The 24,856-nt window shown below is 62.0% G+C and carries 17 protein-coding genes; 4 read left to right on the top strand and 13 right to left on the bottom strand.

The features are described 5' to 3' along the window. Positions 1 to 95 precede the first annotated feature (95 nt). From cmk to mtnA, 8 genes are all read right to left on the bottom strand, one after another. A complete protein-coding gene (cmk, locus tag H045_RS04610) occupies positions 96 to 785 on the bottom strand; it encodes a (d)CMP kinase (protein ID WP_015371566.1) in 690 nt (229 codons plus the stop codon). Next, the gene (locus H045_RS04605) at positions 782 to 2,992 is read right to left on the bottom strand and encodes a bifunctional prephenate dehydrogenase/3-phosphoshikimate 1-carboxyvinyltransferase (protein ID WP_015371565.1); all 2,211 of its coding nucleotides are present in this window, start codon (positions 2,990 to 2,992) and stop codon (positions 782 to 784) included. The genes cmk and H045_RS04605 overlap by 4 nt, the downstream gene beginning before the upstream one ends. A 28-nt stretch (positions 2,993 to 3,020) precedes the next feature. Further along, entirely contained in the window at positions 3,021 to 4,133 is a 1,113-nt protein-coding gene (gene hisC, locus H045_RS04600) for a histidinol-phosphate transaminase (RefSeq protein WP_015371564.1), read from the bottom strand. 9 nt (positions 4,134 to 4,142) lie between these two features. Beyond that, entirely contained in the window at positions 4,143 to 5,237 is a 1,095-nt protein-coding gene (gene pheA / locus H045_RS04595) for a prephenate dehydratase (protein WP_015371563.1), read from the bottom strand. Continuing rightward, positions 5,237 to 6,322, bottom strand: a complete 1,086-nt coding sequence (gene serC / locus H045_RS04590) for a 3-phosphoserine/phosphohydroxythreonine transaminase (protein WP_015371562.1) — start codon at positions 6,320 to 6,322, stop codon at positions 5,237 to 5,239. Before serC ends, pheA begins: the two co-directional genes overlap by 1 nt. A 246-nt stretch (positions 6,323 to 6,568) precedes the next feature. Then, on the bottom strand, positions 6,569 to 9,223 hold the full coding sequence (gene gyrA, locus H045_RS04585) for a DNA gyrase subunit A (protein ID WP_003235343.1): 2,655 nt from the start codon (positions 9,221 to 9,223) through the stop codon (positions 6,569 to 6,571). Between the two features lie 379 nt (positions 9,224 to 9,602). Next, on the bottom strand, positions 9,603 to 14,426 hold the full coding sequence (locus H045_RS04580) for a membrane-targeted effector domain-containing toxin (RefSeq protein WP_015371561.1): 4,824 nt from the start codon (positions 14,424 to 14,426) through the stop codon (positions 9,603 to 9,605). A 151-nt stretch (positions 14,427 to 14,577) separates the two neighbouring features. Beyond that, entirely contained in the window at positions 14,578 to 15,648 is a 1,071-nt protein-coding gene (mtnA, locus tag H045_RS04575) for an S-methyl-5-thioribose-1-phosphate isomerase (protein WP_015371560.1), read from the bottom strand. A 109-nt stretch (positions 15,649 to 15,757) separates the two neighbouring features. Between mtnA and H045_RS04570 the strand changes: the two genes are divergently transcribed. The 4 genes from H045_RS04570 to H045_RS04555 all read left to right on the top strand — a co-directional run bounded on the left by H045_RS04570 (position 15,758) and on the right by H045_RS04555 (position 19,345). Beyond that, positions 15,758 to 17,089: a TRZ/ATZ family hydrolase gene (locus H045_RS04570; protein WP_015371559.1), complete on the top strand. Its 1,332-nt coding sequence runs from the start codon at positions 15,758 to 15,760 to the stop codon at positions 17,087 to 17,089. A gap of 62 nt (positions 17,090 to 17,151) precedes the next feature. Further along, entirely contained in the window at positions 17,152 to 17,850 is a 699-nt protein-coding gene (gene ubiG, locus H045_RS04565) for a bifunctional 2-polyprenyl-6-hydroxyphenol methylase/3-demethylubiquinol 3-O-methyltransferase UbiG (RefSeq protein WP_003235334.1), read from the top strand. A gap of 4 nt (positions 17,851 to 17,854) precedes the next feature. After that, the gene (mupP, locus tag H045_RS04560; RefSeq protein ID WP_003235332.1) at positions 17,855 to 18,526 is read left to right on the top strand and encodes an N-acetylmuramic acid 6-phosphate phosphatase MupP; all 672 of its coding nucleotides are present in this window, start codon (positions 17,855 to 17,857) and stop codon (positions 18,524 to 18,526) included. 78 nt (positions 18,527 to 18,604) lie between these two features. Then, entirely contained in the window at positions 18,605 to 19,345 is a 741-nt protein-coding gene (locus H045_RS04555; protein WP_015371558.1) for a YciK family oxidoreductase, read from the top strand. 238 nt (positions 19,346 to 19,583) lie between these two features. Here H045_RS04555 and H045_RS04550 read toward each other — a convergent pair whose 3' ends face one another. From H045_RS04550 to H045_RS04530, 5 genes are read right to left on the bottom strand one after another with little or no spacing between them, the layout of a single operon-like run. Continuing rightward, positions 19,584 to 21,098 (bottom strand): ABC transporter substrate-binding protein, encoded by a 1,515-nt coding sequence (locus H045_RS04550; RefSeq protein ID WP_015371557.1) that lies wholly within the window; start codon positions 21,096 to 21,098, stop codon positions 19,584 to 19,586. Positions 21,099 to 21,131: 33 nt separating this feature from the next. Continuing rightward, complete coding sequence (locus tag H045_RS04545; protein WP_015371556.1) at positions 21,132 to 22,103, bottom strand: ABC transporter ATP-binding protein; 972 nt, start codon at positions 22,101 to 22,103, stop codon at positions 21,132 to 21,134. Further along, positions 22,100 to 23,056, bottom strand: coding sequence for an ABC transporter ATP-binding protein (locus H045_RS04540; protein WP_015371555.1), 957 nt, complete (start codon positions 23,054 to 23,056; stop codon positions 22,100 to 22,102). Before H045_RS04540 ends, H045_RS04545 begins: the two co-directional genes overlap by 4 nt. After that, positions 23,053 to 23,910 carry an ABC transporter permease gene (locus H045_RS04535; RefSeq protein WP_003235322.1) on the bottom strand — a complete coding sequence of 286 codons (858 nt, stop codon included), beginning with the start codon at positions 23,908 to 23,910 and terminating at the stop codon, positions 23,053 to 23,055. The genes H045_RS04540 and H045_RS04535 overlap by 4 nt, the downstream gene beginning before the upstream one ends. Beyond that, on the bottom strand, positions 23,907 to 24,854 hold the full coding sequence (locus tag H045_RS04530; RefSeq protein WP_015371554.1) for an ABC transporter permease: 948 nt from the start codon (positions 24,852 to 24,854) through the stop codon (positions 23,907 to 23,909). The genes H045_RS04535 and H045_RS04530 overlap by 4 nt, the downstream gene beginning before the upstream one ends. Positions 24,855 to 24,856: the final 2 nt, after the last annotated feature.

Below are 24,856 nucleotides of genomic sequence, written 5' to 3'. Positions count from 1 at the left end.
AGAATACGCCCATCTCCACACCCCAGACGGTGTGGGTCAGTTTCATTTAGAAGAAGCACCGCAGGACTTTGACTGGTCCCCTGCAGCCTTCTTGGTCATCCGGCAATATCGCGAATGGCGATTTCACTCATGATGCGTTCCAGCACCTGCTCGATGGAAAGCTCCGTTGAATCCAGCTGTATGGCGTCAGCCGCCGGCTTGAGCGGGGCTACCGCACGCTGGGTATCACGCTCATCGCGTGCACGGATCTCATCTAGCAGACTCGACAGACTAACACCATCGACTTTGCCCTTCAACTGCAAGTAACGGCGGCGCGCTCGCTCCTCGGCACTGGCTGTCAGAAAAATCTTCAGCGGCGCTTCAGGAAACACAACGGTGCCCATGTCGCGGCCATCCGCCACCAAGCCTGGCGGCTCCTGAAAAGCACGCTGGCGCTGCAGCAAGGCATCACGCACCGCCGGCAGCGCGGCGACCTGGGACGCCCACGAGCCCACCTGCTCGTTACGCAGGTCGTCGGTCACATCATCGCCTTCGAGGATGATGCGCTGCGGATGACCCTCGGTTGCGCCGACGAACTGCACATCCAGATGCGCCGCCAGCAGCGTCAGGGACTCTTCGTTGGTGAGGTCGACGCCATGGTTGCGTGCGGCAAACGCCAGCAGGCGATACAGCGCGCCGGAGTCCAGCAGGCACCAGCCCAGGCGCTTGGCCAGGATGCCGGCAATCGTGCCTTTGCCCGAGCCGCTTGGTCCGTCGATGGTAATCACCGGTGCTTTGATATTCACAATTGAGCCTCTTGGGCAACGCGCATGCCGACGTGGGCACACAGGGTAAGAAAATTCGGAAAAGACGTCGCTACGTTGGCACAGTCATGGATACGAATCGGCGCAGCAGCCCGCAGACCAGCCACGCTGAAGGCCATGGCAATCCGGTGGTCGCCATGGGCCTGCACCTCACCGCCGCTTAACGCACCGCCGTCGATAATAATCCCATCGGGGGTCGGTTCACACTTCACCCCAAGCATCAGCAGACCATCGGCCATGACCTGGATGCGGTCGGATTCCTTCACGCGCAGCTCCTGAGCACCGCGCAGCACCGTTCTACCCTCAGCACAGGCGGCAGCCACGAATAGCACCGGAAACTCATCAATCGCCAACGGCACCAGTGCCTCAGGAATTTCAATCCCCTTCAACGCAGCCGAACGCACCCGCAGATCCGCGACAGGCTCACCGCCCACCTCACGCTGGTTTTCAAGGCCTATATCAGCCCCCATCAACCGCAGGATATCAATCACGCCAGTGCGCGTCGGGTTGATGCCGACATGCTCCAGCAGCAACTCGGAGCCTTCGACAATCGAAGCCGCCACCAGGAAAAACGCCGCCGAGGAAATGTCCCCGGGCACTTCTATATGCGCTGCACTCAGTCCATGACCCGACTCCACCGAAGCTGTCGCGCCCTCCACCGCCACCGGGCAACCAAAACCGCGCAACATGCGCTCGGTATGGTCGCGGGTCGGCGCAGGCTCGGTCACGGCCGTTTTACCCTCAGCGTACAACCCCGCCAACAGCAGGCTGGACTTCACTTGGGCGCTGGCCATCGGCAGCGTGTAATTCAACCCTTTCAGCGATTGCCCGCCACGGATACTCAACGGCGGATGCCCTTCAGGCCCTGTCTCGATCACCGCGCCCATCTCCCGCAGCGGCTGGGCCACGCGGTTCATCGGGCGCCGGGACAGCGAGGCGTCGCCGGTCAGTACGCTGTCAAAGCGCTGCGCCGCGAGCAGCCCGGCGAGCAGGCGCATCGAGGTGCCGGAGTTGCCGAGGTAGATCGGACCCGGTGGCGCCTTCAGCCCCTGCAGGCCAACGCCATGGATTGTCACGCGCCCATGATGCGGCCCCTCGATCACAACGCCCATGTCGCGAAAAGCCTGCAAGGTCGCCAGGGCATCTTCGCCCTCTAGAAAGCCTTCAACTTCGGTGACCCCTTCGGCCAACGAGCCCAGCATGATCGAGCGATGGGAGATCGACTTGTCGCCCGGCACACGGATGCGCCCGCTCAAGCGGCCACCCGGGCTGGCCACGAAGACCAACGCTTCAGCGCTCACCGCGGTTTCCATATAGGCCCGGCGCGCCAGGATCTTGCTGAAATGCTCGCGCGCCACCCGCGCACGGGTGAACACGCCCAATAACTGATGACCATCTCCGGCATCGACCGCGTCGCGCAAGGCGTCGAGATCACTGCGAAAGGTATCCAGGGTGCGCAACACCGCTTCGCGATTGGCGAGAAAGATGTCGTGCCACATCACCGGGTCGCTGCCGGCAATCCGTGTGAAATCACGAAAGCCGCCAGCGGCGTAGCGGAAGATCTCCAGGTTTTCATTGCGCTTGGCCAGAGAATCCACCAGACCAAACGCCAACAAATGCGGCAGGTGGCTGGTCGCCGCCAGCACTTCATCGTGACGTTCGACCTGCATGTGCTCCACATCCGCCCCCAGCTCGCGCCACAAACGATCAACCACCGCCAGCGCGGCCGGATCGGTTTGCGCCAGCGGCGTCAGAATCACTTTATGCCGACGAAACAACTGTGCATTGGAGGCTTCCACCCCGCTCTGCTCGGAGCCGGCAATCGGGTGGCCCGGCACAAAGCGCGCCGGCATGCCGCCAAACGCCTGCTGCGCCGCGCGCACCACATTGCCCTTGGCACTGCCCACGTCGGTGAGAATCGCGTGGCCCAGGTCCATGCCGGCCAATACCCCAAGCAGTTTTTCCATGGCGAGGATCGGCACCGCCAGCTGGATCACATCCGCGCCCTGGCAAGCCACTGCAAGGTCCGCTTCACAGCGGTCGACCACGCCCAGTTCGACCGCCAACCTGCGCGATTGCGGATCCAGATCCACACCGACCACTTCGCCGCACAGCCCGCTTTCACGCAGGCCTTTGGCAAAGGAGCCGCCGATCAACCCCAGGCCGACCACCACCAGGCGACCGATCATAGGCACAGCAGGTTGCAATGCAGTGACATCAACCACGGGCCAGAACCTTGGCCAGCGCCTCAAGGAAGCGACCGTTCTCGGCCGGCAGGCCGATGGTGATACGCAGGTGGTTCGGCATGCCATAGTTGGCCACCGGGCGCACGATCACGCCTTCGCGCAGCAGGCCCTGGAATACCGGCGCCGCAACCTGGCCGAGATCGACACAGATGAAATTGCCCCTGGACGGAATCCAGCCCAGGCCCAGCTCACGGAAACCGTCCTGCAGTTGCAGCATGCCGCGCTCATTGATGCGACGGCCTTCTTCCAGGTACTCAGTGTCCTTCACCGCGGCGCAGGCTGCCGCCAGGGCGAGGCTGTTGACGTTGAAGGGCTGGCGCACGCGATTCAGCACATCCGCAACCACCGCCGTGGACAAACCGTAGCCAACGCGCAGCGACGCCAGGCCATAAGCCTTGGAGAAGGTGCGCGACACCAACAGGTTCGGGTAGGCGGCAAGAAAGTCGAGGCCATTTGGCAGCTCGCCGCCTTCGGCGTACTCGATATAGGCCTCGTCGAGCACCACCAGCACGTGCTCGGGCACGTCTTGCAGGAAGTCGTTCAACGCCTTCGCATCGAACCAGGTGCCAGTCGGATTGTTCGGGTTGGCGATAAACACCACGCGCGTCTGCGCGTCGATGGCCGCCAGCATTGCCGGCAGGTCATGGCCCCAATCCCTGGCCGGAATGATCCGCGCATCTGCACCAACGGCTTGGGTCACGATGGGGTAGACCGCAAATGCATGCTCGCTGAACACCGCATTCAGGCCGGGGGCCAGGTAGGCACGGCCGACCAGCTCAAGAATGTCGTTGGAGCCGTTGCCCAAGGTCACTTGGTCGAGCGCCACACCGCAGTTTTGCGCCAGCAGCGACTTCAGCGCAAAACCGTTGCCATCCGGGTAACGGGTCAGCTCGGTCAGTTCTTCACGAATCGCCGCCAGCACCTTGGGGCTCGGGCCCAGCGGGTTCTCGTTGCTCGCCAGTTTGACGATCTTCGAGGGGTCCAGATTCAACTCTCGCGCCAGTTCGTCCACAGGCTTGCCCGGCACATAAGGCGAGAGTTGTTGCACGCCCGGCTGCGCCAGGGCGAGGAAGTTGCCACTCATGTCAAAGCCTCACAAAACCGCTTTCGGGTAAGAGCCGAGCACCTTGAGTGCCACGGCTTCCTGACTGATCTGCTCGAGCACGCCCTTGACCAGTGGGTCGCGGTGGTGGCCGATGAAGTCGATAAAGAACACGTAGGTCCATTTACCGCTGCGCGAAGGACGCGTCTCGATGCGCGTCAGGTCAATCCCGTTGTCGTGGAACGGCACCAGCAGTTCATGCAGGGCGCCTGGCTTGTTGCTCATGGACACGATGATCGAGGTCTTGTCGTCGCCGGTCGGCGGTACTTCCTGACTGCCGATCATCAGGAACCGCGTGGAGTTGTCCGGGCGGTCTTCGATCTTTTCGGCCAGGCGCGTCAGCCCGTACAGGCCTGCCGCCATGTCACCGGCAATCGCCGCCGAATTCCACTCACCCTTGACCCGCTTGGCCGCCTCGGCGTTGCTGGACACCGCCACGCGCTCGACATTCGGGTAATGGGCGTCCAGCCACTTGCGGCACTGGGCCAGGGACTGGGCGTGAGAGTAGATACGGCTGATGCTGTCGGTCTTGGTGTTTTCGCCCACCAGCAGGTGATGGTGGATGCGCAGCTCGACTTCACCGCAGATCACCATGTCGTGCTCAAGGAAGCTGTCGAGGGTGTGGTTGACCGCGCCTTCGGTGGAGTTTTCCACCGGTACCACGCCAAAGTTCACCGCGCCGGCCGCCACTTCACGAAACACTTCGTCGATGACCGCCATCGGCTTGCTGATCACGGCGTGGCCGAAGTGTTTCATGGCCGCCGCCTGGGTAAAGGTGCCTTCGGGGCCGAGGTAAGCCACTTTCAGCGGCTGCTCGAGGGCCAGGCACGAAGACATGATTTCGCGGAACAACCGCGCCATCTCCTCGTTGCCCAGTGGGCCCCTGTTGCGCTCCATCACACGCTTGAGCACCGCCGCTTCACGCTCGGGCCGATAGAACACCGGCACCTCGCCTTCGGCCAGGTTCGCCATCTTCACCCGAGCCACTTCCTGGGCGCAACGCGCGCGCTCACTGATCAGTTCCAGGACTTTTTCGTCCAGGCTGTCGATGCGGACCCGCAGGGCCTTGAGTTCTTGCTCAGACATTAGCCGTGTTCCTTTTCGAACTCTGCCATGTAGGCAACCAGCGCGTTGATCGCGTGGATGTCGACAGCGTTGTAGATGGAGGCGCGCATGCCACCCACCGAGCGGTGGCCCTTGAGGTTCAGCAGCCCGCGTGCGTCGGCACCGGCCAGGAATGGTTTGTCCAGGCGGTCGTCAGCCAGGCGGAACGGCACGTTCATCCACGAGCGGTTGCTGAGGTTGATCGGGTTGCTGTACAGGCCGCTGGCGTCGATGAAGTCGTACAGGACGCGCTTTTTCTCTTCGTTGAGCTTGCCCATGGCGGCGACACCGCCCTGCTCTTTGAGCCATTCGAACACCAGCCCCGAGAGGTACCAGGCGAACGCCGGCGGCGTGTTGTACATTGAGCCGTTGTCGGCCGCGACCTTGTAGTTGAGCATGGTCGGGCACAGGGCACGGGCGCGGCCCAGCAGGTCTTCGCGGATGATGTTGACCAGGATGCCGCTCGGGCCGATGTTCTTCTGCGCACCGGCGTAGATCATACCGTAGCGCGATACATCGATCGGACGCGAAAGAATGTCCGAGGACATGTCGCACACCAGCGGGACGTCGCCCACGTCAGGCACCCAGTCGAACTGCAGGCCACCGATGGTTTCGTTGGCCACGTAATGCACGTAGGCCGCGTCTTTCGACAATTTCCATTCGTTCTGACCTGGAATGGCGAAGTAATCGTAGGGCTTGGCGGTGCCGGCCACATTCACGTTGCCGTAGCGGGAGGCCTCTTCAATGGCCTTCTGCCCCCAGATACCGGTGTCGATGTAGTCGGCCGTACCGCCCTCGGGCAGCAGGTTCAGCGGGATCTGGGCAAACTGCTGGCTGGCGCCGCCCTGCAGGAACAGCACCTTGTAGTTTGAAGGGATGTTCAGCAGGTCGCGCAGGTCCTGCTCGGCCTTGGTGGCGATGGAGACGAACTCATCGCTGCGATGGCTCATTTCCATCACGGAGAGGCCTTTTCCATGCCAGTCGAGGAGTTCACCCTGCGCGCGTTGCAGGACTGCTTCAGGAAGCGCCGCGGGACCGGCACAGAAGTTATAGGCTCTCTTGCTCACATCCAATCTCACTCTGATCTGGTTGGGGCTGCAATCATGTTCGGCAACGGCCTTGAGCTGGAGCGAGCCCTTGTGGGAGCTGGCTTGCCTGCGATACAGGCACCGCGGTAGCTGCAGTGATACCGAGGTGATGCTATCGCAGGCAAGCCAGCTCCCACAGGGATCGAAGCCAGACCAAGGACATGTATTTCAAAGGGGACACAAACAACAAGGGGGCGAATCTTCATCCGCCCCCTGTATGTCCGCTTATTCCTGCGGTTCTTCTTCGTCTGCGGCAGCATCAAGGGTTGGCTCGTCGATGTTGTCATCGCCGGTTGCGATCACCTCACCGTCAAACTCTTCTCCTTCCAGCTCTTCGCCTTCAATTTCCGACGGTTCCTGCACGCGCTCAAGACCTACCAGCTTCTCGTCCTTGGCCAGCTTGATCAAGGTTACGCCCTGGGTGTTACGGCCCAGGCTCGAGACTTCGGCCACACGAGTCCGCACCAGTGTGCCCTGGTCGGAAATCAGCATGATTTCCTCGCCGTCGAGCACCTGCACCGCGCCAACCAGACGGCCGTTGCGGTCGTTGCTGACCATGGCGATCACGCCCTGGCCGCCACGCTTGTACTCGGGGAACTCGCTGATGGCCGTGCGCTTGCCGTAACCACGCGCGGATGCGGTGAGGATCTGGCTACCTTCTTCCGGGATCAGCATCGAAATCAGCTTCTGCCCTTCCGGCAGACGCATGCCACGCACACCACGGGCGGTACGGCCCATGGCACGCACGTCGGATTCCTTGAAGCGCGTCACCTTGCCGCCATCGGAGAACAGCATCACTTCACGCGCGCCATCAGTAATGGCAGCGGAGATCAGTACGTCACCTTCATCCAGCTCCAGGGCGATCAGGCCGACGCTGCGCTGACGGCTGAAGGATTCCAGCGGGGTCTTCTTGACGGTGCCTTTGGCGGTCGCCATGAAAATGAAGTGACCTTCGGTATAGTCGTCGACCGGCAACATGGTGGTGATGTATTCATCACTGTCCAGCGGCAGCAGGTTGACCAGCGGACGACCACGGGCAGCGCGGGAGGCTTCCGGGATTTCGTAGGTTTTGAGCCAGTACACCTTGCCCTTGCTGGAGAACAGCAGCAGCGTGGTGTGGCTGTTGGCGACCAGCAGGTGAGCGATGTAGTCCTCATCCTTCACGCCAGTAGCCGATTTGCCTTTACCGCCACGACGCTGGGCCTGGTAAGCCGCCAGCGGCTGGGTCTTGGCATAGCCGCCGTGGGAGATGGTCACCACGCGGTCTTCTTCCGGAATCATGTCGCCCAGGGTCAGGTCGAGGCGGGCATCGAGGATTTCGGTGCGGCGCACATCGCCGTATTCGGCGCGGATCACTTCCAGCTCTTCGCGGATCACTTCCATCAGGCGCACGGCGCTGTTGAGGATGCGGATCAGCTCGCCGATCTGGTTGAGGATCTCCTGGTACTCGGCCAGCAGCTTCTCGTGCTCGAGGCCGGTGAGGCGGTGCAGGCGCAACTCGAGGATGGCCTGGGCCTGCTCCGGCGACAGGAAGTACTTGCCGTCACGCAGACCGTATTGCGGGTCGAGGGTCTCGGGACGGCAGGAGTCGGCGCCAGCGCGTTCAACCATCGCCACAACGGCGCTGGATTCCCACGGCATCTTGATCAGCGCTTCCTTGGCTTCCGACGGCGTCGGCGAAGCCTTGATCAGCGCGATCACCGGGTCGATGTTCGACAGCGCAACCGCCTGGCCTTCCAGGATGTGACCGCGCTCGCGGGCCTTGCGCAGTTCGAACACGGTACGGCGGGTGACCACTTCGCGGCGGTGGCGCACGAAGGCTTCCAGCAGGTCCTTGAGGTTAAGGATGCGTGGGCGGCCGTCGATCAGTGCAACCACGTTGATACCAAACACGCTTTGCAGCTGAGTCTGGGCATAGAGGTTGTTGAGGATCACCTCGGGCACTTCGCCACGACGCAGCTCGATCACCACGCGCATGCCGTCTTTGTCGGACTCGTCGCGCAGCTCGGTGATGCCTTCCAGCTTCTTCTCTTTAACCAGCTCGGCGATCTTCTCGATCAGACGCGCCTTGTTCAGCTGGTAAGGCAGCTCGGTGATGACGATCTGCTGGCGACCACCGACCTTGTCGATGTCTTCGATGATCGAGCGGGCGCGCATGTAAATGCGGCCGCGGCCGGTGCGGTAGGCTTCGATGATGCCGGCGCGACCGTTGATGATCGCGGCGGTCGGGAAGTCCGGACCGGGGATGTATTGCATCAGCTCATCGACGGTCAGCTCGGGATTGTCGATGAGGGCCAGGCAACCGTCGATGACTTCACCGAGGTTGTGCGGCGGGATGTTGGTGGCCATGCCCACGGCGATACCGCTGGAGCCATTGACCAACAGGTTGGGAATACGGGTGGGCATGACGGCCGGGATCATTTCGGTGCCGTCGTAGTTCGGCACCCAGTCCACGGTTTCCTTGTGCAGGTCGGCCAGCAGCTCGTGCGCCAGCTTGGTCATGCGCACTTCGGTGTATCGCATGGCCGCGGCGTTGTCGCCGTCGACCGAACCGAAGTTGCCCTGGCCGTCTACCAGCAGGTAGCGCAGGGAAAATGGCTGGGCCATTCGAACGATGGTGTCGTACACCGCGGTGTCGCCGTGAGGGTGATACTTACCGATCACGTCACCGACAACACGGGCAGATTTCTTGTACGGCTTGTTCCAGTCGTTACCCAGCTCGCTCATCGCGAACAGCACACGCCGGTGCACGGGCTTCAAGCCATCGCGCGCATCAGGCAGTGCCCGACCCACGATTACGCTCATTGCGTAGTCGAGGTAGGACTGTTTCAGCTCGTCTTCGATATTGACCGGGAGGATTTCTTTGGCCAGTTCGCCCATGAGAAGCCTGATTCCTTTTTCGGGTGAAACCTCGTCACATCCATTCGGGATGAACGAAGCTCGCCGCTGCCGGCAGGGTGCCTGGCAACGACTTACGACAAATCAACGAGTTATGACACGGATCTGCACGTTACAGGCAACCCCTTTGGGCGGCCCTGGAAACCGCCGGATGTTATCACAATCGCCGCCACGCACCTATCCCCCTGATGCGCATGGAGGCTAGTAATTTGACGGATGACAGGCTTGAGGGGGACGACAGGGGCTCAGACGCGAAGGCCAGGCATATTCACCGGCGATAAATCGACATTCCAGCCGATAAAATAGCCGCTACCCGTCGTCGTACTTCAAGGACCGAACGTCACGTACCCCCACGCGTCGCTCAGGGCATGCCCGACGCGAAATTAAGCCGAATATCAGACAATCTGCCGTCCGCCCCTCTTGCCTTGGGAATCGTGATGCCGACCGGCCAATCAGGGCCGACAGTGCGAATCCGCACACCGAGCGTCCCCGTCAACTCGGCCAGACCGGCGACTCCCTCCGTCGTATTCATATGGGCCGCGCCCACCAGCGCCACCCACTTCCCGCCATCTTTGGGGTGATGCCGCTCGATTTGCCTGAACGCAAAATAGTTCATCTCCTTGAGTCGCTTGGAAAGATCCACGATTCCAGTGCCCTTTTTTGGATTCAGGTGGTAGGTCAAGAGATCGTCGTCCAGACCTCGAACCTTGAGATCGAGTGCCTGCGCAGCCTCCATCACCTGATGAACCGGTTCTTTGCTTGCAGCCCGTACGCGCCTCAAGGGCGTGTCTGCTGCATTGAGTCCCTCGACGTAAATCGTGCGAACTCCATGGTCTTTCAATACCTGCATTTTCTCCTTGAGAAACAGCTTGCTGGCCAACTCATTGTGCGCCTCCCCCAGCACGAGGCCATTTGACTGCTTGAGCACTTTCTCAATCAACTCATCCACTGTCGTATTACTGTCGATCAAAACCGGCGTTGGCCTGGGCGGCAGTGCCAGGCGCTTGAAGAAGCGAGATTTGTCCCGATTGAACCACTGCTGGTAGAAACGCCTTTCAAACGACGAAAGCATCGCCAACTGGTGCTCCCGGCGATGGAACGCCGGGGTTTGGAGAAATTCATAATCGGGCAAGCCACTCAATGACGAACTGGCCCCTCCCCCACCTTTGAGCGCTTGCGGCTTCCAACCGCCACGATAGCCACGCACCAACGCCCCAACTTCAATACCGCTGCGCGCGTCAACGACCTGGACGACGAGATCCTCGCGCCCATAGAGCTTGAAATCGCCCTTGATTCTGTAAACCCGTGAATGTCCCTGCGCACTTTCAGGGCGTATCAGGTACTCCCCGGCGGAGGTACGGTAGATTCCACGACTATTGGGCTCAAGCCCCCTGATCAACGTCTTGGCTTCAAGTGCCGGCACCGCCGAAACTTCCCATGCCGGAGGAATAAATGAGCTGACCCTTGTTGAAGGAGAGACGTGCAGGGCAAATTCAGAGGCGGTGGTGACTTGCCGGGATTTCAAAACCTGAGTAGCCAATGGTTTGACTCCCAATGCGGTACCTTTAGGTGCGGCACCGGACGCCATTTCCACTGTCAGTATCCTGCCGACAGCGCCATCGCGCACGATCAAGCCAGGGATATTTTGCCCCCGCGTACTAAAGGTTCGCACGGCTGTTTTGGACAGGCGCGCCCATCGCGTCAGCGTGCGAGACAACCAGTGCTCAGCCCACGGCATCATGTCCAGCAAATGCCCCGCCACCTCAATGCCAAACAGCACTTTGTTGATCGTGGAGCGACGGTTCAGTTGCGCGTTGCTTACCGCGCCTCGCTCTACGTGCAGACTCATGCGGGCGACCATCAAGCGGTACATTTCCGGCAGTATCGGCGTTTCGCAGGGCACCAGCCGTATGACCATCCGCTGGGGCAACGGCAGCACGCGCTTGATGACCAGAGGATCATTGGTCGCCAGTTGTTTCCCGAGATACTGTTGCCATTGCGGCTTCACCAATAGCTTGCGCAACTGAGCCTGATTGAGAATCTCGCGAATATCACGTCCATCGGGCGCACCTGACGCATAAAGAACCATCTCCGCCCGCCCCTGCACCCCAACGATGAAAACACCCTGCACCAACTGACTGCCACCCTCCAGAGGCGGCACGCCCAACTTGCCCAACGCCAGGTGGCTGACGCCGACCGTGTCGCCATCCACCTTTGCCCTGCGGGCTGGGTCCGGTGTGTCCAGTACGGCTGACAGCCATTGCGCGCCGCGTTTCTTGCCAGCATCGCTGGTCGACGGCGTCCTGTACGCAATAGGACTCAACGCCGCCTGCTGCGCTTCGTACTTCAGCGTTGCCGCCTGGGCCTCCAACCAGACTTCCCTTAAATGGCGGGCCTGCCCCGGGCTGTCCGACAGATCGAATGCCGGCTGGAAAACGTCTTTTTTGTAACGTTGGCCGATATCCAGCGCCTTGACCCATTGCTCCAGCACTTCCCGCGTAAGCTTGACGGCCTGCCCCTCACTGTCGATCACTTGCCGACCATCCGCGTAAGTCAGCGTGGCGTCGAGGCTGTCCCTTGAAACCCATGAGAGCGACTTCTCCCAAGGGGTGAGGTTTTTCAGGGCCAGCTCGGTCAGGCTGTACACGACGGTTCTGGTTCTTTCCTGAACAGGCGTCAGCCCCGGAGCCGGCACGTAATTGATTCTGACCCACTCACTTTTAACAACGTTGACGGTGTCTGGATCAATATCGGCCTGCGAAACGCTGTACAAGCGTTTATCGTCCAGAAACTCACGCAATTTGCCACGCAGCTTGTCCTTCGTATAACTGCCGAGGGTGGGAATGGCCTCAAGCAGCGACCCCAACAGTTGATTCTTCTCTTGGGCAATTTCTTCAAGCGCCTGCAACTGCCCGCGGTCCACAGCGCTCAACGCATTAATCCAGTCATGTGTGTTCAAACGCTCCAACTGCCGGTTACGCGCCATGAACGCATGGGCAACGTCCAGTTGCGCCGCCAGGTCTATCGCCTGCGCCAGTGCCTGGGCGTCCAATGCTTTGTCACTGCCAAGCACGGCAGACAGATCTCGCTGTTGCTTGGCCAGCAACTCACTCACCCCCTCGAACACAAAATCATCGCTGACCGCGTGCACTGTCAGTTCACGCTGCCCAGCCCACATGCCTGCTTGCTGCTCCACGACAGCACTGGGCAGGCTTGCGGCCAGTAAACGCCCGGGCTGGGCGCCTGCGTCAAGCCGCGCCGTCAATGCAGCAAGTAGTTCGGCCAGACGGGAAAACACCTCGAACCCCTCACCCTGGGTGTAAAGCACCCAGGAACCCGTGGCATCGCTCACGCTGTCGGGGCCTACGACAAACACGCCGGCCAATGGCGTACCGTCTGCCATGGACAACCTGTAAACCTGGGGACAAGGCTCGGCGGGAAACGCCAACGCGCGCGCCGCCCTGGTCGGGTAGCGCAGCACACTGTCAATGGCCGCACGGCTGGAAGCCTGCAACGTACCATCCACACTGCCCAACGCCGCCAAGGTGGCCATGACGCTCTTGCGCAGTCGAACCAGTAACTCACGCTGCGGACCTTGGCCTGCCTGTATCGAGCTCCAGAATACCTGGACCTCGCCGGCGAACGTTTTTTTCACGGCGTGCGCCAGGTCATTCACAGAACCGACGTGCGGCAGCTGCCACTCTTCGTTCAGCGTGAGGGCCTCGCGGAAAAACGCCCAGTCAAGTGGTGCGCCATCCTGCTCATTGCCTGGCTCAGTGGACGCCAGCAATGCCAGCAGCACCGAGCCCAATGCCTTGGACGACACCAATTGCTTGCGCCCGGTCTCATCGACACGGTAATGGGTGAGGTAAATACCGTCGGGATCGATCGGCGTATTGAGCGAGGGGAACATCAGCGCCAGCCGCCGCTGGAAAAACCCGTTGAATTCAGGCATTGCCCTGAGCAGGTTGGCGGTCAACGCATTGAGCGCGTCGAGTTTTTCCATGAGGTAAATCTGCTGATCACCCAGAGCCAGGTCCGCAGGCGGCACAACCGGCAGAGTATCGGCACGCAGAGGCCGGGCAACGAGGTCGGCAGGCAATCCGCCGGCAAGCGCCAGGACCTCGGGCACGCGGTCGAGAACCCCCGCCCTGAACGGTAAAAATGCGCTGTAGAGGTTAGCCCTCTGCAACACCAGTTGCTCGTCCAGCACCCGGCCCAGCAAAGATCCACCAGCATCAGCAAGTAACTGAGCAGTCACCCATCGCCCGCGCCCTGCCTTGAGCAACTGCGCCACCGCCTCACGGTCGGCGACAGGCACGTTAAGCAAAATTTCATCGCAGTCACCGTTCGCACCGCGCAAACCCAGCGCATCGAGCAACGCCGAATAGCCCGAGAACGCTTCAAGACCTCGCTGCGGCGTATAGAGCAGCACGGGCTGAACGCTGCCCAAACCACCCTCCGGCGCTATCGCGAAGGCTCCGGCAAGTCCCACATCGCGATCCTTGACGGTCACGCTCAAACGGTACAGAACTGGCACCACCGGGGCGGCGACTGCCGCACCGATCACACCCAGCACCAGCGCAAGCCCTTGTTCACCGATCCCTTGTGTCGGATCTATCACATTGTCAGCCCGGCGCAGGTTGGCCTCTGCCGCCAATTGATTGCGGCGAAAGTGGAGCATCGCATCGCGTGCAATTAAATTGCCGGTAAATGGCCCCGGGCTGTTCCAAAAGCGCGTCAAGGCCCGTTCGTAATGCCCGAAAAGCAACTGTGCGTGACGCAGCACCACTTGCACGAAGGCTTGCGCAGTCATGTCCACGCGTCGTGCACCGCCCCCCGCACTGGAACTGCGAAAAAATCCGTGTAGTGGCGGATCGACAGTGACCCGTCCGCTGGCCAGCATGTCCTGCATCACCGATGTCAAAGACCGCACTGATGCCCCGGCAGCGTCTGCGTGGATGAATATCTGGTCAGGGTCCAGGTCAATGCCCTTGAATTGCTGCTCGAGCGCCTGCCGGAAGACGTCTTTGCTGACCTGCGCCGCATCGGGTTGATAACCCAGAAAGCGCTGAGCCAGGACCGCGACGTCCTGCAGATTCTTGAGCAACGATGCCTGACTGACAGGTGCAAGCCCGCCGACCAGGTCGGGACTGGCCGTGGATGATGAGGTCACAGAAACCATGTAGAGATCCCCTGAAGATGGTCGCTCTGCCATGAAATCCGACGCACGAGCGCCGATTGCAGAAGCGATAGAGGCTCAACTCTGCAAAATGACGTCGTTCACATGGCAGTACATATAGCGAATCAAGGGTTACATCGAAGGCGCTTGAACCTCAGTGCAGGCGCTTGCGGCACATTAACCTGGCCAGCTTGGCGGTATCGGGTCGCTCTACCACGCCTTTCTCAGTGACGATCACATCAATCAGGTCGGCGGGCGTCACATCGAACGCCGGATTCAACGCCTGCACTTCCAGGCGCTGACCGCCAATCTCCAGCAACTCCTCCACATCGCGCTGTTCCAGCGTCACGTCTTCACCGGTGGCCATCATCAAGTCGACCGTCGAACTCGGCGCCACCACCATGAAGCGCACGCCATGGTGCATGGCGCACACGGCCAACTGATAAGTGCCGATAGTGCCGATCACATCACCATTGGCCGCAATACAGTCGGCGCCGACCACCACCCAGGTCACGCCTTTGGTCTTGAGGATATGCGCGCCGGCAGAATCGGCATTCACCGTGACCGGCACCCCATCGCCTGCCAGCTCCCAGGCGGTCAGTCGCGAGCCCTGCAGCCAGGGCCGGGTCTCGTTGGCATACACCTGCTCGACCAGGCCCTCCAGGAAGGCCGCGCGAATGACCCCCAGTGCAGTGCCGACGCCGCCCGTCGCCAGGGCGCCTGCGTTGCCGTGGGTGAGGATCGCCTGGAGGTTGCCCTGATGCTTGCGAATCCGCTCCATGCCCAATTGGGCCATGACGACATTGGCTTCACGGTCGCTCTCATGGATCGTGATCGCTTCAGCTTCCAGCGCGGCCAGGGGCTCGGCGTGCTGCTTGAGGCGGTCCAGGCGGTCACGCATGCGCTTGAGCGCCCAGAACAGGTTGGCGGTAGTCGGACGGGTTTCGGCCAGCAGCGCGTAGTCTTCCTCCCACGCCGCCTGCCAGTCACCGCCTTCGGCGATACGCGTGCGGGCGGCCAGCACCAGGCCGTAGGCGGCGCTGATGCCGATGGCGGACGCCCCACGCACCACCCTTGCGCGAATGGCCGTGGCCACTTCCTCTACCGTCGAGCAGACCACCCAGCTTTGCCGGGCCGGCAAGATACGCTGATCGAGCAGGAACAGTGCGCCATCACGCCACTCGATGGCCTTCACTTTCTCTGCAGCCAACAGTCGGTCGCGCATGCCTAACCCCGCACTCATGAACAAAAGCCGCCGATTATAGCGATCCGCCAGCCAGGACGCTCGGGTATACTTCGCCCTTCTTTTATAGCTGCCAGGGAACAAGCCTGCGATGACCGCTACCGCCGCCCCGCTCGACTTATTGCTGCTGCCGACCTGGCTGGTACCTGTCGAACCCGCCGGCGTGGTGCTCAAGGAGCACGCACTGGGCATTCGCGATGGCTGCATTGCGTTTATCGGGCCACGGGCGGCCGCGCTGAAGCTTTCGGCCAACGAAGTACGCGAGCTGCCGGGCATGCTGCTCAGCCCGGGCCTGATCAACGCCCACGGGCACGCGGCGATGAGCCTGTTTCGCGGCCTCGCCGACGACCTGCCGCTGATGACCTGGCTGGAAAAACACATCTGGCCCGCCGAAGCCAAGTGGGTCGACGAGGCCTTCGTACGCGACGGCACCGACCTGGCCATCGCCGAGCAACTCATGGGCGGCATCACCTGCTTTGCCGACATGTACTTCCACCCCAAGGTCGCCAGCGACTGCGTACACAACAGCGGCATGCGCGCGCAGATCGCGATCCCGATCCTCGACTTCCCGATCCCCGGCGCCAGCACCGCCGATGAGGCGATCCGCCAGGGCATCGAACTGTTCGGCGACCTCAAGCACCACCCGCGCATCAAGATCGCCTTCGGCCCGCACGCCCCCTACACGGTGTGCGACGCCAACCTGGAAAAGGTCCGGGTCATCGCCGAAGAGCTGGACGCCGCGATCCAGATGCATGTGCATGAAACGGCGTCGGAGGTGCAGCAGGCCGTCGAGCAGACCGGCGAGCGCCCCCTGGCGCGCCTGGGCCGCCTCGGTTTGCTCGGCCCGCGCTTCCAGGCCGTACACATGACGCAGATCAGCGAGGACGACCTGGCCTTGCTGGTTGAAAGCAACACCAGCCTCATCCACTGCCCCGAATCCAACCTGAAACTGGCCAGCGGCTTTTGTCCGGTGGAGCGCCTGTGGCAGGCCGGGGTCAATGTGGCCATCGGTACCGACGGCGCCGCCAGTAATAATGACCTCGACCTGCTCGGCGAAACCCGCACCGCCGCGCTGCTGGCCAAGGCTGTAGCTGGCTCGGCCACCGCGCTGGATGCCCACCGCGCCTTGCGCATGGCCACCCTCAACGGCGCGCGGGCCATGGGCCTGGAAAACCAGATCGGCTCGCTGGAAGTGGGCAAGGCCGCCGACATGGTCGCCTTCGATCTTTCAGGCCTGGCGCAACAACCGATCTATGATCCGGTCTCACAACTTATCTATGCCACCGGGCGCGAGTGCGTGAAACACCTGTGGGTCGCCGGCAAGCAGTTGCTCGACGACCGGCGACTGACCCGCATGGATGAACGACAGTTGACCGCCAGGGCCATCGCCTGGGGCCAACGCATCAGCGGGCATAACGAATAACGAAGGGGCCGGACCACACGTTCAGCACCGACACACCGATTATCAGATTCAGAGGATTGACCATGAGCAACGTCGACCACGCCGAAATCGCCAAATTCGAAGCCCTGGCCCATCGCTGGTGGGACCGCGAGAGCGAATTCAAACCCCTGCACGATATCAATCCGCTGCGGGTCAACTGGATTGATGAACGCGTCAACCTGGCCGGCAAGAAGGTGCTGGACGTGGGCTGCGGCGGCGGCATCCTCAGTGAAGCCATGGCCCTGCGCGGCGCCACCGTGACCGGCATCGACATGGGCGAGGCGCCGCTGGCCGTGGCCCAACTGCACCAGCTGGAATCGGGCGTGAGCGTCGAATACCGCCAGATCACCGCCGAAGCCCTGGCCGAAGAGATGCCCGAGCAATTCGACGTGGTCACCTGCCTTGAAATGCTGGAGCACGTGCCGGACCCGTCTTCGGTGATCCGCGCCTGTTTCCGCATGGTCAAGCCCGGCGGCCAGGTGTTCTTCTCCACCATCAACCGCAACCCCAAGGCCTACCTGTTCGCGATCATCGGCGCCGAATACATCATGAAGCTGCTGCCGCGCGGCACCCATGATTTCAAGAAATTCATCCGCCCGAGCGAGCTGGGTGCCTGGAGCCGCCAGGCCGGCCTGACCGTCAAGGACATCATCGGCCTGACCTACAACCCGCTGACCAAGCACTACAAGCTGGCCAACGATGTTGACGTCAACTACATGATGCAGACCCTGCGCGAGGAGTGAGCCTGTGAAGCTGCGAGCAGTTCTCTTCGATATGGACGGTACCCTGCTGGACACCGCGCCGGACTTTATCGCCATCTGCCAGGCCATGCGCGCCGACCGCGGCCTGGCGCCGATCAACCCCGACCATGTGCGCGATGAAATTTCCGGCGGCGCACGGGCGATGGTCGCGGTGACCTTCTCCATGGACCCGGAGTCACCAGGCTTTGAAGACCTGCGCCAGGAATTCCTCGAACGCTACCTCAAAGGCTGCGCCATCCACAGCACATTGTTCGATGGCATGGAGCAACTGCTGCAGGACATCGAGAAGTCCAAGCTGATCTGGGGCGTGGTCACCAACAAGCCGCTGCGCTTCGCCGAGCCGATCATGCAGCAACTGGGCCTGGCCGAGCGCTCGGCCTTGCTGATCTGCCCTGACCACGTGAAAAACAGCAAGCCGGACCCGGAGCCGCTGATCCTTGCGTGCAAGATGCTCGACCTCGACCCGGCCAGCGTGCTGTTCGTGGGCGATGACCTGCGCGACATCGAATCCGGCCGTGATGCCGGCACGCGTACGGCCGCAGTCACCTATGGCTATATCCACCCGGACGACAACCCGCGTCACTGGGGCGCGGATGTGGTGGTGGACCACCCGCTGGAGCTGCGCAAGGTGCTGGATAACGCACTGTGCAGTTGCTGAGCGTTGCAAGGCCTTGTTATCCCATGAACATCCCCTCCCACAAGGGATCGTCAGTGTTTTTCAACGTCGAGGTTGTTTATGTTTGATTACTCCGCACGCCCGGAACTGCTCAAAGGCCGGGTGATTCTGGTGACCGGTGCCGGTCGCGGGATTGGCGCTGCGGCGGCGAAAACCTATGCCGCCCATGGCGCCACCGTCCTGTTGCTGGGCAAGACCGAAGCCAACCTGGGCGAGGTGTATGACCACATCGAGGCCGCCGGCCAGCCACAACCGGTGGTGATCCCGCTCAACCTGGAGACCGCCCTGCCCCATCAGTACGATGAGCTGGCCGTGATGATCGAAAAAGCCTTCGGCCGCCTCGACGGCCTGTTGCACAACGCGTCCATCATCGGCCCGCGCACGCCGCTCGAGCAATTGTCCGGCGAGCAGTTCATGCAGGTGATGCAGGTGAACGTCAACGCGATGTTCATGCTGACTCGCGCCATGTTGCCACTGCTCAAGCTGTCCCAGGACGCGTCGGTGGTGTTCACCTCCAGCAGCGTCGGGCGCAAGGGCCGGGCCCATTGGGGCGCCTATGGGGTATCGAAGTTCGCCACCGAAGGCTTGATGCAAACCCTGGCCGATGAGCTGGAAGACGTGGCGGCGGTGCGCGCCAACAGCATCAACCCGGGCGGCACCCGCACCAGCATGCGTGCCCAGGCGTACCCGGGGGAAAACCCGATGGACAGGCCGGCACCGGAAGACATCATGCCGGTGTATCTGTACCTGATGGGTCCGGACAGTGCCGGGGTGAGCGGGCAGGCATTCGACGCGCAGTAATCCAGTTTGGGAGGGGCTTTGTGGCGAGCAGGCTTGTCCTGCGTTGGGCTGCGCAGCAGCCCCAAAACCAGGCGCTGAGCCGTATCAGGCACACCGCGGTTTGCTGGATTGGGGGCGCTTCGCACCCCAACGCGGGGCAAGCCCGCTCGCCACAATAAGCCCATACATTTTCCTTAACTGAACGGCATTAGGGCTTGCCCGCTCGCCACAGGTACCCTGTTACATCGGGTTTGCAAGGTCAGTTCTTCACCACTTCTTCGAGGGTGAAGCGGCCCAGCGGGTTCTGCAGGAAGTTGCTCACATTCTTGCGCGAGATATTGATGTACGGGCTGTAGTACAGGTCGATCCAGTTCACGTCCTGCTTGGCCAACTTCTGCAACTCCACATACATCTGTTCGCGCTTGACCGGGTCAGCTTCGATCCGCGCGGCGGCCACCAACTCCCTGACCTTGTCGTTCTTGTAGCGGGTCATGTAGTTCTGGTTGGTGTCGTGGCCCAGCACGAAGGTGGTCTTCTGGTCCGGGTCGAGGATGTCGTTGGTCCAGTACATCACCGAAATATCGTACTCACCGTCCACCAGCATCTGCCAGCTCTGGGTCGGGTCGACCTTCTGCAGGTTGGCGGTGACGCCGACCTTGGCCAACTGGTCCTTGATGATCACCGCAATCTGCTCGTCGGCTTCGTTGCCGGCGTTGACCACATAGTTGAGCTTCAAGTCCTTGGCACCGGCCGCTTCCAGCAGCTTTTTCGCGGCGGTCGGGTCGTACGGGCGTTGCAGGTTGTCGGCGTAGTGGTACAGCGAACCTTTCGGAATGTAGGAATAGGCCACAGTGCCCTGACCGTAGGTGGCGGCCTTCACCAGCGATTGTTTGTCGATGGCCATGTCCAGCGCTTCACGTACTTGCTGTTTGGCCAGCAGGCCGTGGGCGTGGTTGATCAACAAGTGATCCTCACGGGTGGATGGGTCGGCGTGGATTACGACGTTCTTGTCTTTCTTCAGCTCTTCAACCCGTGAAAACGGGACGAAGATCGCCGTATCCAACTCGTTGTTCTGCACCATGCGCATGCGCGTGTTGTCATCGGTCACCGACACCCATTCCACGCCATCGAGGCTGACGTTTTTGGCCTGCCAGAAGTTCGGGTTCTTTTTCAGGATCACACGGTCGCCCTTGCGCCATTCATCCACCGTGAACGCACCGGAGGTCACCGGGTTTTCCGAGTAGGCGTCTTCGCCCATTTCGGTCATGGCTTTTTCCGACAGGATCGAGACGGTTGGCGACGCCAGTTGCGAGAGGAAGGCCACGGCCGGGGTCTTCAAGGTGACAACCAGGGTCTTCGCGTCGGCGGCCTTGGCAGTGTTGATCAGGTTGAACGGGTCAGCCCACAGCGAGGCTTTGTTGTCACGGATGCGCAGCAGGCTGAAAGCCGCATCGGCGGCGGTGATTATCGAGCCGTCGGAGAATTTCGCATCACGCAACTTGAAGGTGTAGGTCAGGCCGTCCTTGGAAATCTCCCAGCTTTCGGCCAGGCCAGGTTCCATTTTGGTGCCCTGGTTATCCACGCGCACCAGGGTGTCGTAGACGTTGGCGAACACCCAGGTGTCACGGTTCTGCGCGCTCTTGATCGGGTCGAACGTGGTGCTGTCCTCGCGACAGCCGATGGTCAGCACCCCGGCGGCCTGGACCAGCCCGGCGGTGAGGGACCAGGCGGTCAATGTGGCGGCGGCAAGCAACTTCAAGTGGCGTGATGGCATGTCATAACTCCTTGTCTATGAATGGCAGGGGGGTCAAAGCAAAGGTTCTTCAAGCACGCAACTGTACCGATGCTCGTGCAGGAAATGGGTAGGCGGCAACACCACGGAACACATGGTCCGCGCATGCCGGCAACGCGGGTGAAACGCGCAGCCTTCGGGCAGGTTCAGCGGGCTTGGCGGCTCGCCCGGCAGCGGCTCGGCAGGTAACGGCCGGTGAGGATCGATCTCCGGGATCGCCTGGATCAGCGCCGCCGTGTACGGATGACGGGGCGCGGTGAACACAGCTTCCACCGGCCCCTCTTCGACGATCTTGCCCAGGTACATCACTGCCACGCGGTCGCACAGGCGGCGCACGATGGCGAGGTCGTGGGCGATAAACAGAATCGCCAGGTTCATGCGTTCTTGCAGTTCCAGCAGCAGGTTGATGATCTGGCCCTGGATCGACACATCCAGCGCCGCCACGCATTCATCGGCGATGATCAGGCGCGGCTCCACCGCCAGCGCACGGGCGATGCCGACGCGCTGGCACTGCCCGCCACTGAGGGCGCCAGGCTTGCGCGACGCCAACTCGGGGCGCAGGCCGACCAGATCGAGCAATTGATTCACGCGCGCCGGGATCTGCTGCGGCGCAACTTTGCGCTGCACCCGCAACACTTCGGCAATGGTTTCGCCGATGGTGTGGCGCGGGTTCAACGCCGCGTACGGGTCCTGGAAGATCATTGCGGTTTCATGGCGCAGGCGGGCGATGTCGATGGCGCTGCCGTGGGCCATGTCGATGCCATCGAACAGCACCTGACCGGCACTGATGGGGCTCAGGTGCAGGATCGCGCGGCCGAGGGTGCTTTTGCCGCTGCCGGACTCGCCCACCAACCCGAGGGTTTGCCCCGCCGCCAGGTTCAGCGACACCCCGTTCACCGCCCTCACCCACTGTTTATTCAAGCCGAACACGCCCGTGCCGGACGCGGCAAACTTCACCTCCAGATCCTTGATCTGCAGCAGGCTCATGGGCGTTCTCCCAACGGATAGTGGCACGCCACCCGCGCGCCCTCGGGCAGCACCTCGGTGCACAACGCGCCCACCTGCGGGCAGCGTGGATTGAAACGGCAACCGGGCGGCAGCGCATCCAGCAATGGCGGCTGGCCGGCAATGGTGCGCAGCAAGGCGTGGCCACTGCTGTGGGCAGGCTGGCAGTCGATCAGGCCGGCGGTGTAGGGATGCTGCGGATTAGCCAGCACCGCGTATTTGCTGCCGTGCTCGCACAGGCGCCCGGCGTACATCACCACGATGGAATCACAGGTTTGCGCGACCACGCCGAGGTCGTGGGTGATCATGATGATCGACAGGCCGCGCGTGTCACGCAGCTCCAGCAACAGGCGCAGGATCTGCGCCTGCACCGTCACGTCCAGCGCGGTGGTCGGCTCGTCGGCGATCAGCACCTGCGGGTTGCAGCCCAGGGCCACGGCGATCATCGCGCGCTGGCGCATGCCACCGGAAAACTCATGGGGATAATTATCGACCCGCGCCTGCGGGTCAGGGATGCCCACTTGGCGCAACACCTCGATGGCCTGCTGGCGCGCCTCCTTTTTCGAAGCGCCTTGATGCAGGCGGATGCCTTCGGCGATCTGCTCGCCGATGCGCATCAACGGGTCAAGGTGACTGCTGGGATTCTGGAAGATCATGCCCAACTGCCCACCACGTACCGCACGCATGCCGGCCTCATCAAGCGCCAGCAAGTCCTGGCCGGCCAGCCGCACGGCGCCGCCCTGCACCCGCAGGTTCGGCGACGGCAGCAAACGTATCAGGCCACGACAGGCCATGGTCTTGCCCGAGCCGCTCTCGCCCACCAAGCCGAGGATTTCGCCTTCGGCCAGGTCGAAGGACACGCGGTCGACCAGCGTGACATCGCGCCCGGCGTTGTTGGCGATCACGCTCAGGTCACGCACCTGCAGCAGGCTCATGTGCGGTCCCCCAATACCTGCGCCACGCCGTCGGCCAGCAGGCTGAAGCCCATGGCCAGAGTCACGATGGCCAGCCCTGGAAAAGTGCAGATCCACCAGGCCGTGGTGATGAATGCCTGCCCCTCCGCCACCATGGTGCCCCACTCAGCTGTCGGTGGCTGCACACCCAGGCCCAGGTAACTCACGGCGGCGCCGTTGAGCAGCACAAGCACCGCATCCGACATGGAAAACACAATCGAGCCAAACATCGCGTTGGGCAGCAAATGGCGGAACAGGATGCGCCCATGACCAAAGCCCAGGCTCTTGGCGGCCAGGGCGAACTCGCTTTCCTTGAGCACCAGAATCTGCGAGCGGATCAGCCGCGCGTAAGACACCCAGCCCACCAGCGCCATGGCGATATAAAAGCTCTTCAGGCCAGGGCCGAGGATGGCCATGATCGCCAGCATCAGCACCAGGAACGGGAACGCCAGGATCACGTCGATCACCCGCATGCACACGCTGTCGAAGCGCCCGCCGATATAACCGGACACCGCGCCGACGAAGGTGCCGATCATGAACGGAAAGATCACCCCAATAATGGCCAGTTGCAGGTCAATCCGCGCGCCCCAGATCACTCGGGACAAGATGTCGCGCCCATAGTTGTCGGTGCCGAACGGGTGCGCCAGGCTCGGCGCCAGCAGACTGAACTCGGTGTTCTGCGCAATCGGGTCATAGGGCGCGATCCAGGGCGCAAACAGCGCCAGGGCCAGCCACACCAGAAGCATCAACAGCCCCCACGCAGCGGTCAGCCGGCCATTACGAAAACCCAGACGCAGGCGCAGGCGCCATGGCGCAATCATCGGGCGGCTGGTCATTGCATCTTCACCCGTGGGTCGAGGGTCACGGTCACTATGTCCGCGATGAAGTTGACCAGCACCGTCGCACACGCCAGCACCATCGCCACGCCCTGCACCACCATGTAGTCGCGGGTAAAAATGCCGCGTACCAACAGTTGGCCGATACCGGGAATGGCGAACAGGCTTTCAATGACCACTGTGCCGCTGATCAACCAGCCGATATTCACCGCCAGCAGGTTGACCGCCGGCACCAGGGAATTGGGCAGCACATGCCGACGAAACACCGCCGCTTCCGACAGCCCACGGGCACGGGCGGCAGTGACATGGTCGGCCTGCAACTCCATCAACATGCTCGCCCGCAGGTTGCGCACCAGCACCGCCGAGAGCGCCAGGGCAATGGTCAGGCATGGCAGCACCATGTGGTGGGCCTTGTCCAGCCAGGTCCGACCGTAACCGGACACCGGGAACAGGCCCCATTGCACGCTCAGCACAAGAATCAGCATCAGGCCCAGCCAGAACGCCGGCATGCCCAGGCCGAAGGTGGTGAACACGCGGATCAGGTTATCTGCCCAGCCACCTTTGCGGCGTGCCGCCACCGTGGCCAGCGGCACCGCGATCAGCAGCGCCAGCAGCACGCTGCCGAGCACCAGCACCAGGGTCGGCTCGATGCGGGTCACGATCAGCTTCAGGGCGTCAACCTTGTACAGCAGCGACTGGCCAAGGTCGCCCTTGAGCAGGTTCTTCAGGAAGTAGAAATATTGCAGCCACAGCGGCTGGTCGAGGCCGAATTGCGCGCGAATCTTCAGCAACGCATCCGGCGTGCTGCGCGAACCGAGCAAGGCCCGCGCCGGGTCGCCGGGAATCGAGCGCACCAGCACAAAGGTGATCAGGCTGATGCCAAACAGCACCGGCAGCAATTGCAGCGGCCGGGACAGCACGAAACGGTAGCGCGCAAGGTTCATTC

Source organism: Pseudomonas poae RE*1-1-14, assembly GCF_000336465.1.
Classification (GTDB): domain Bacteria; phylum Pseudomonadota; class Gammaproteobacteria; order Pseudomonadales; family Pseudomonadaceae; genus Aquipseudomonas; species Aquipseudomonas poae.
This window is presented reverse-complemented; position numbering and strand designations above follow the sequence as displayed.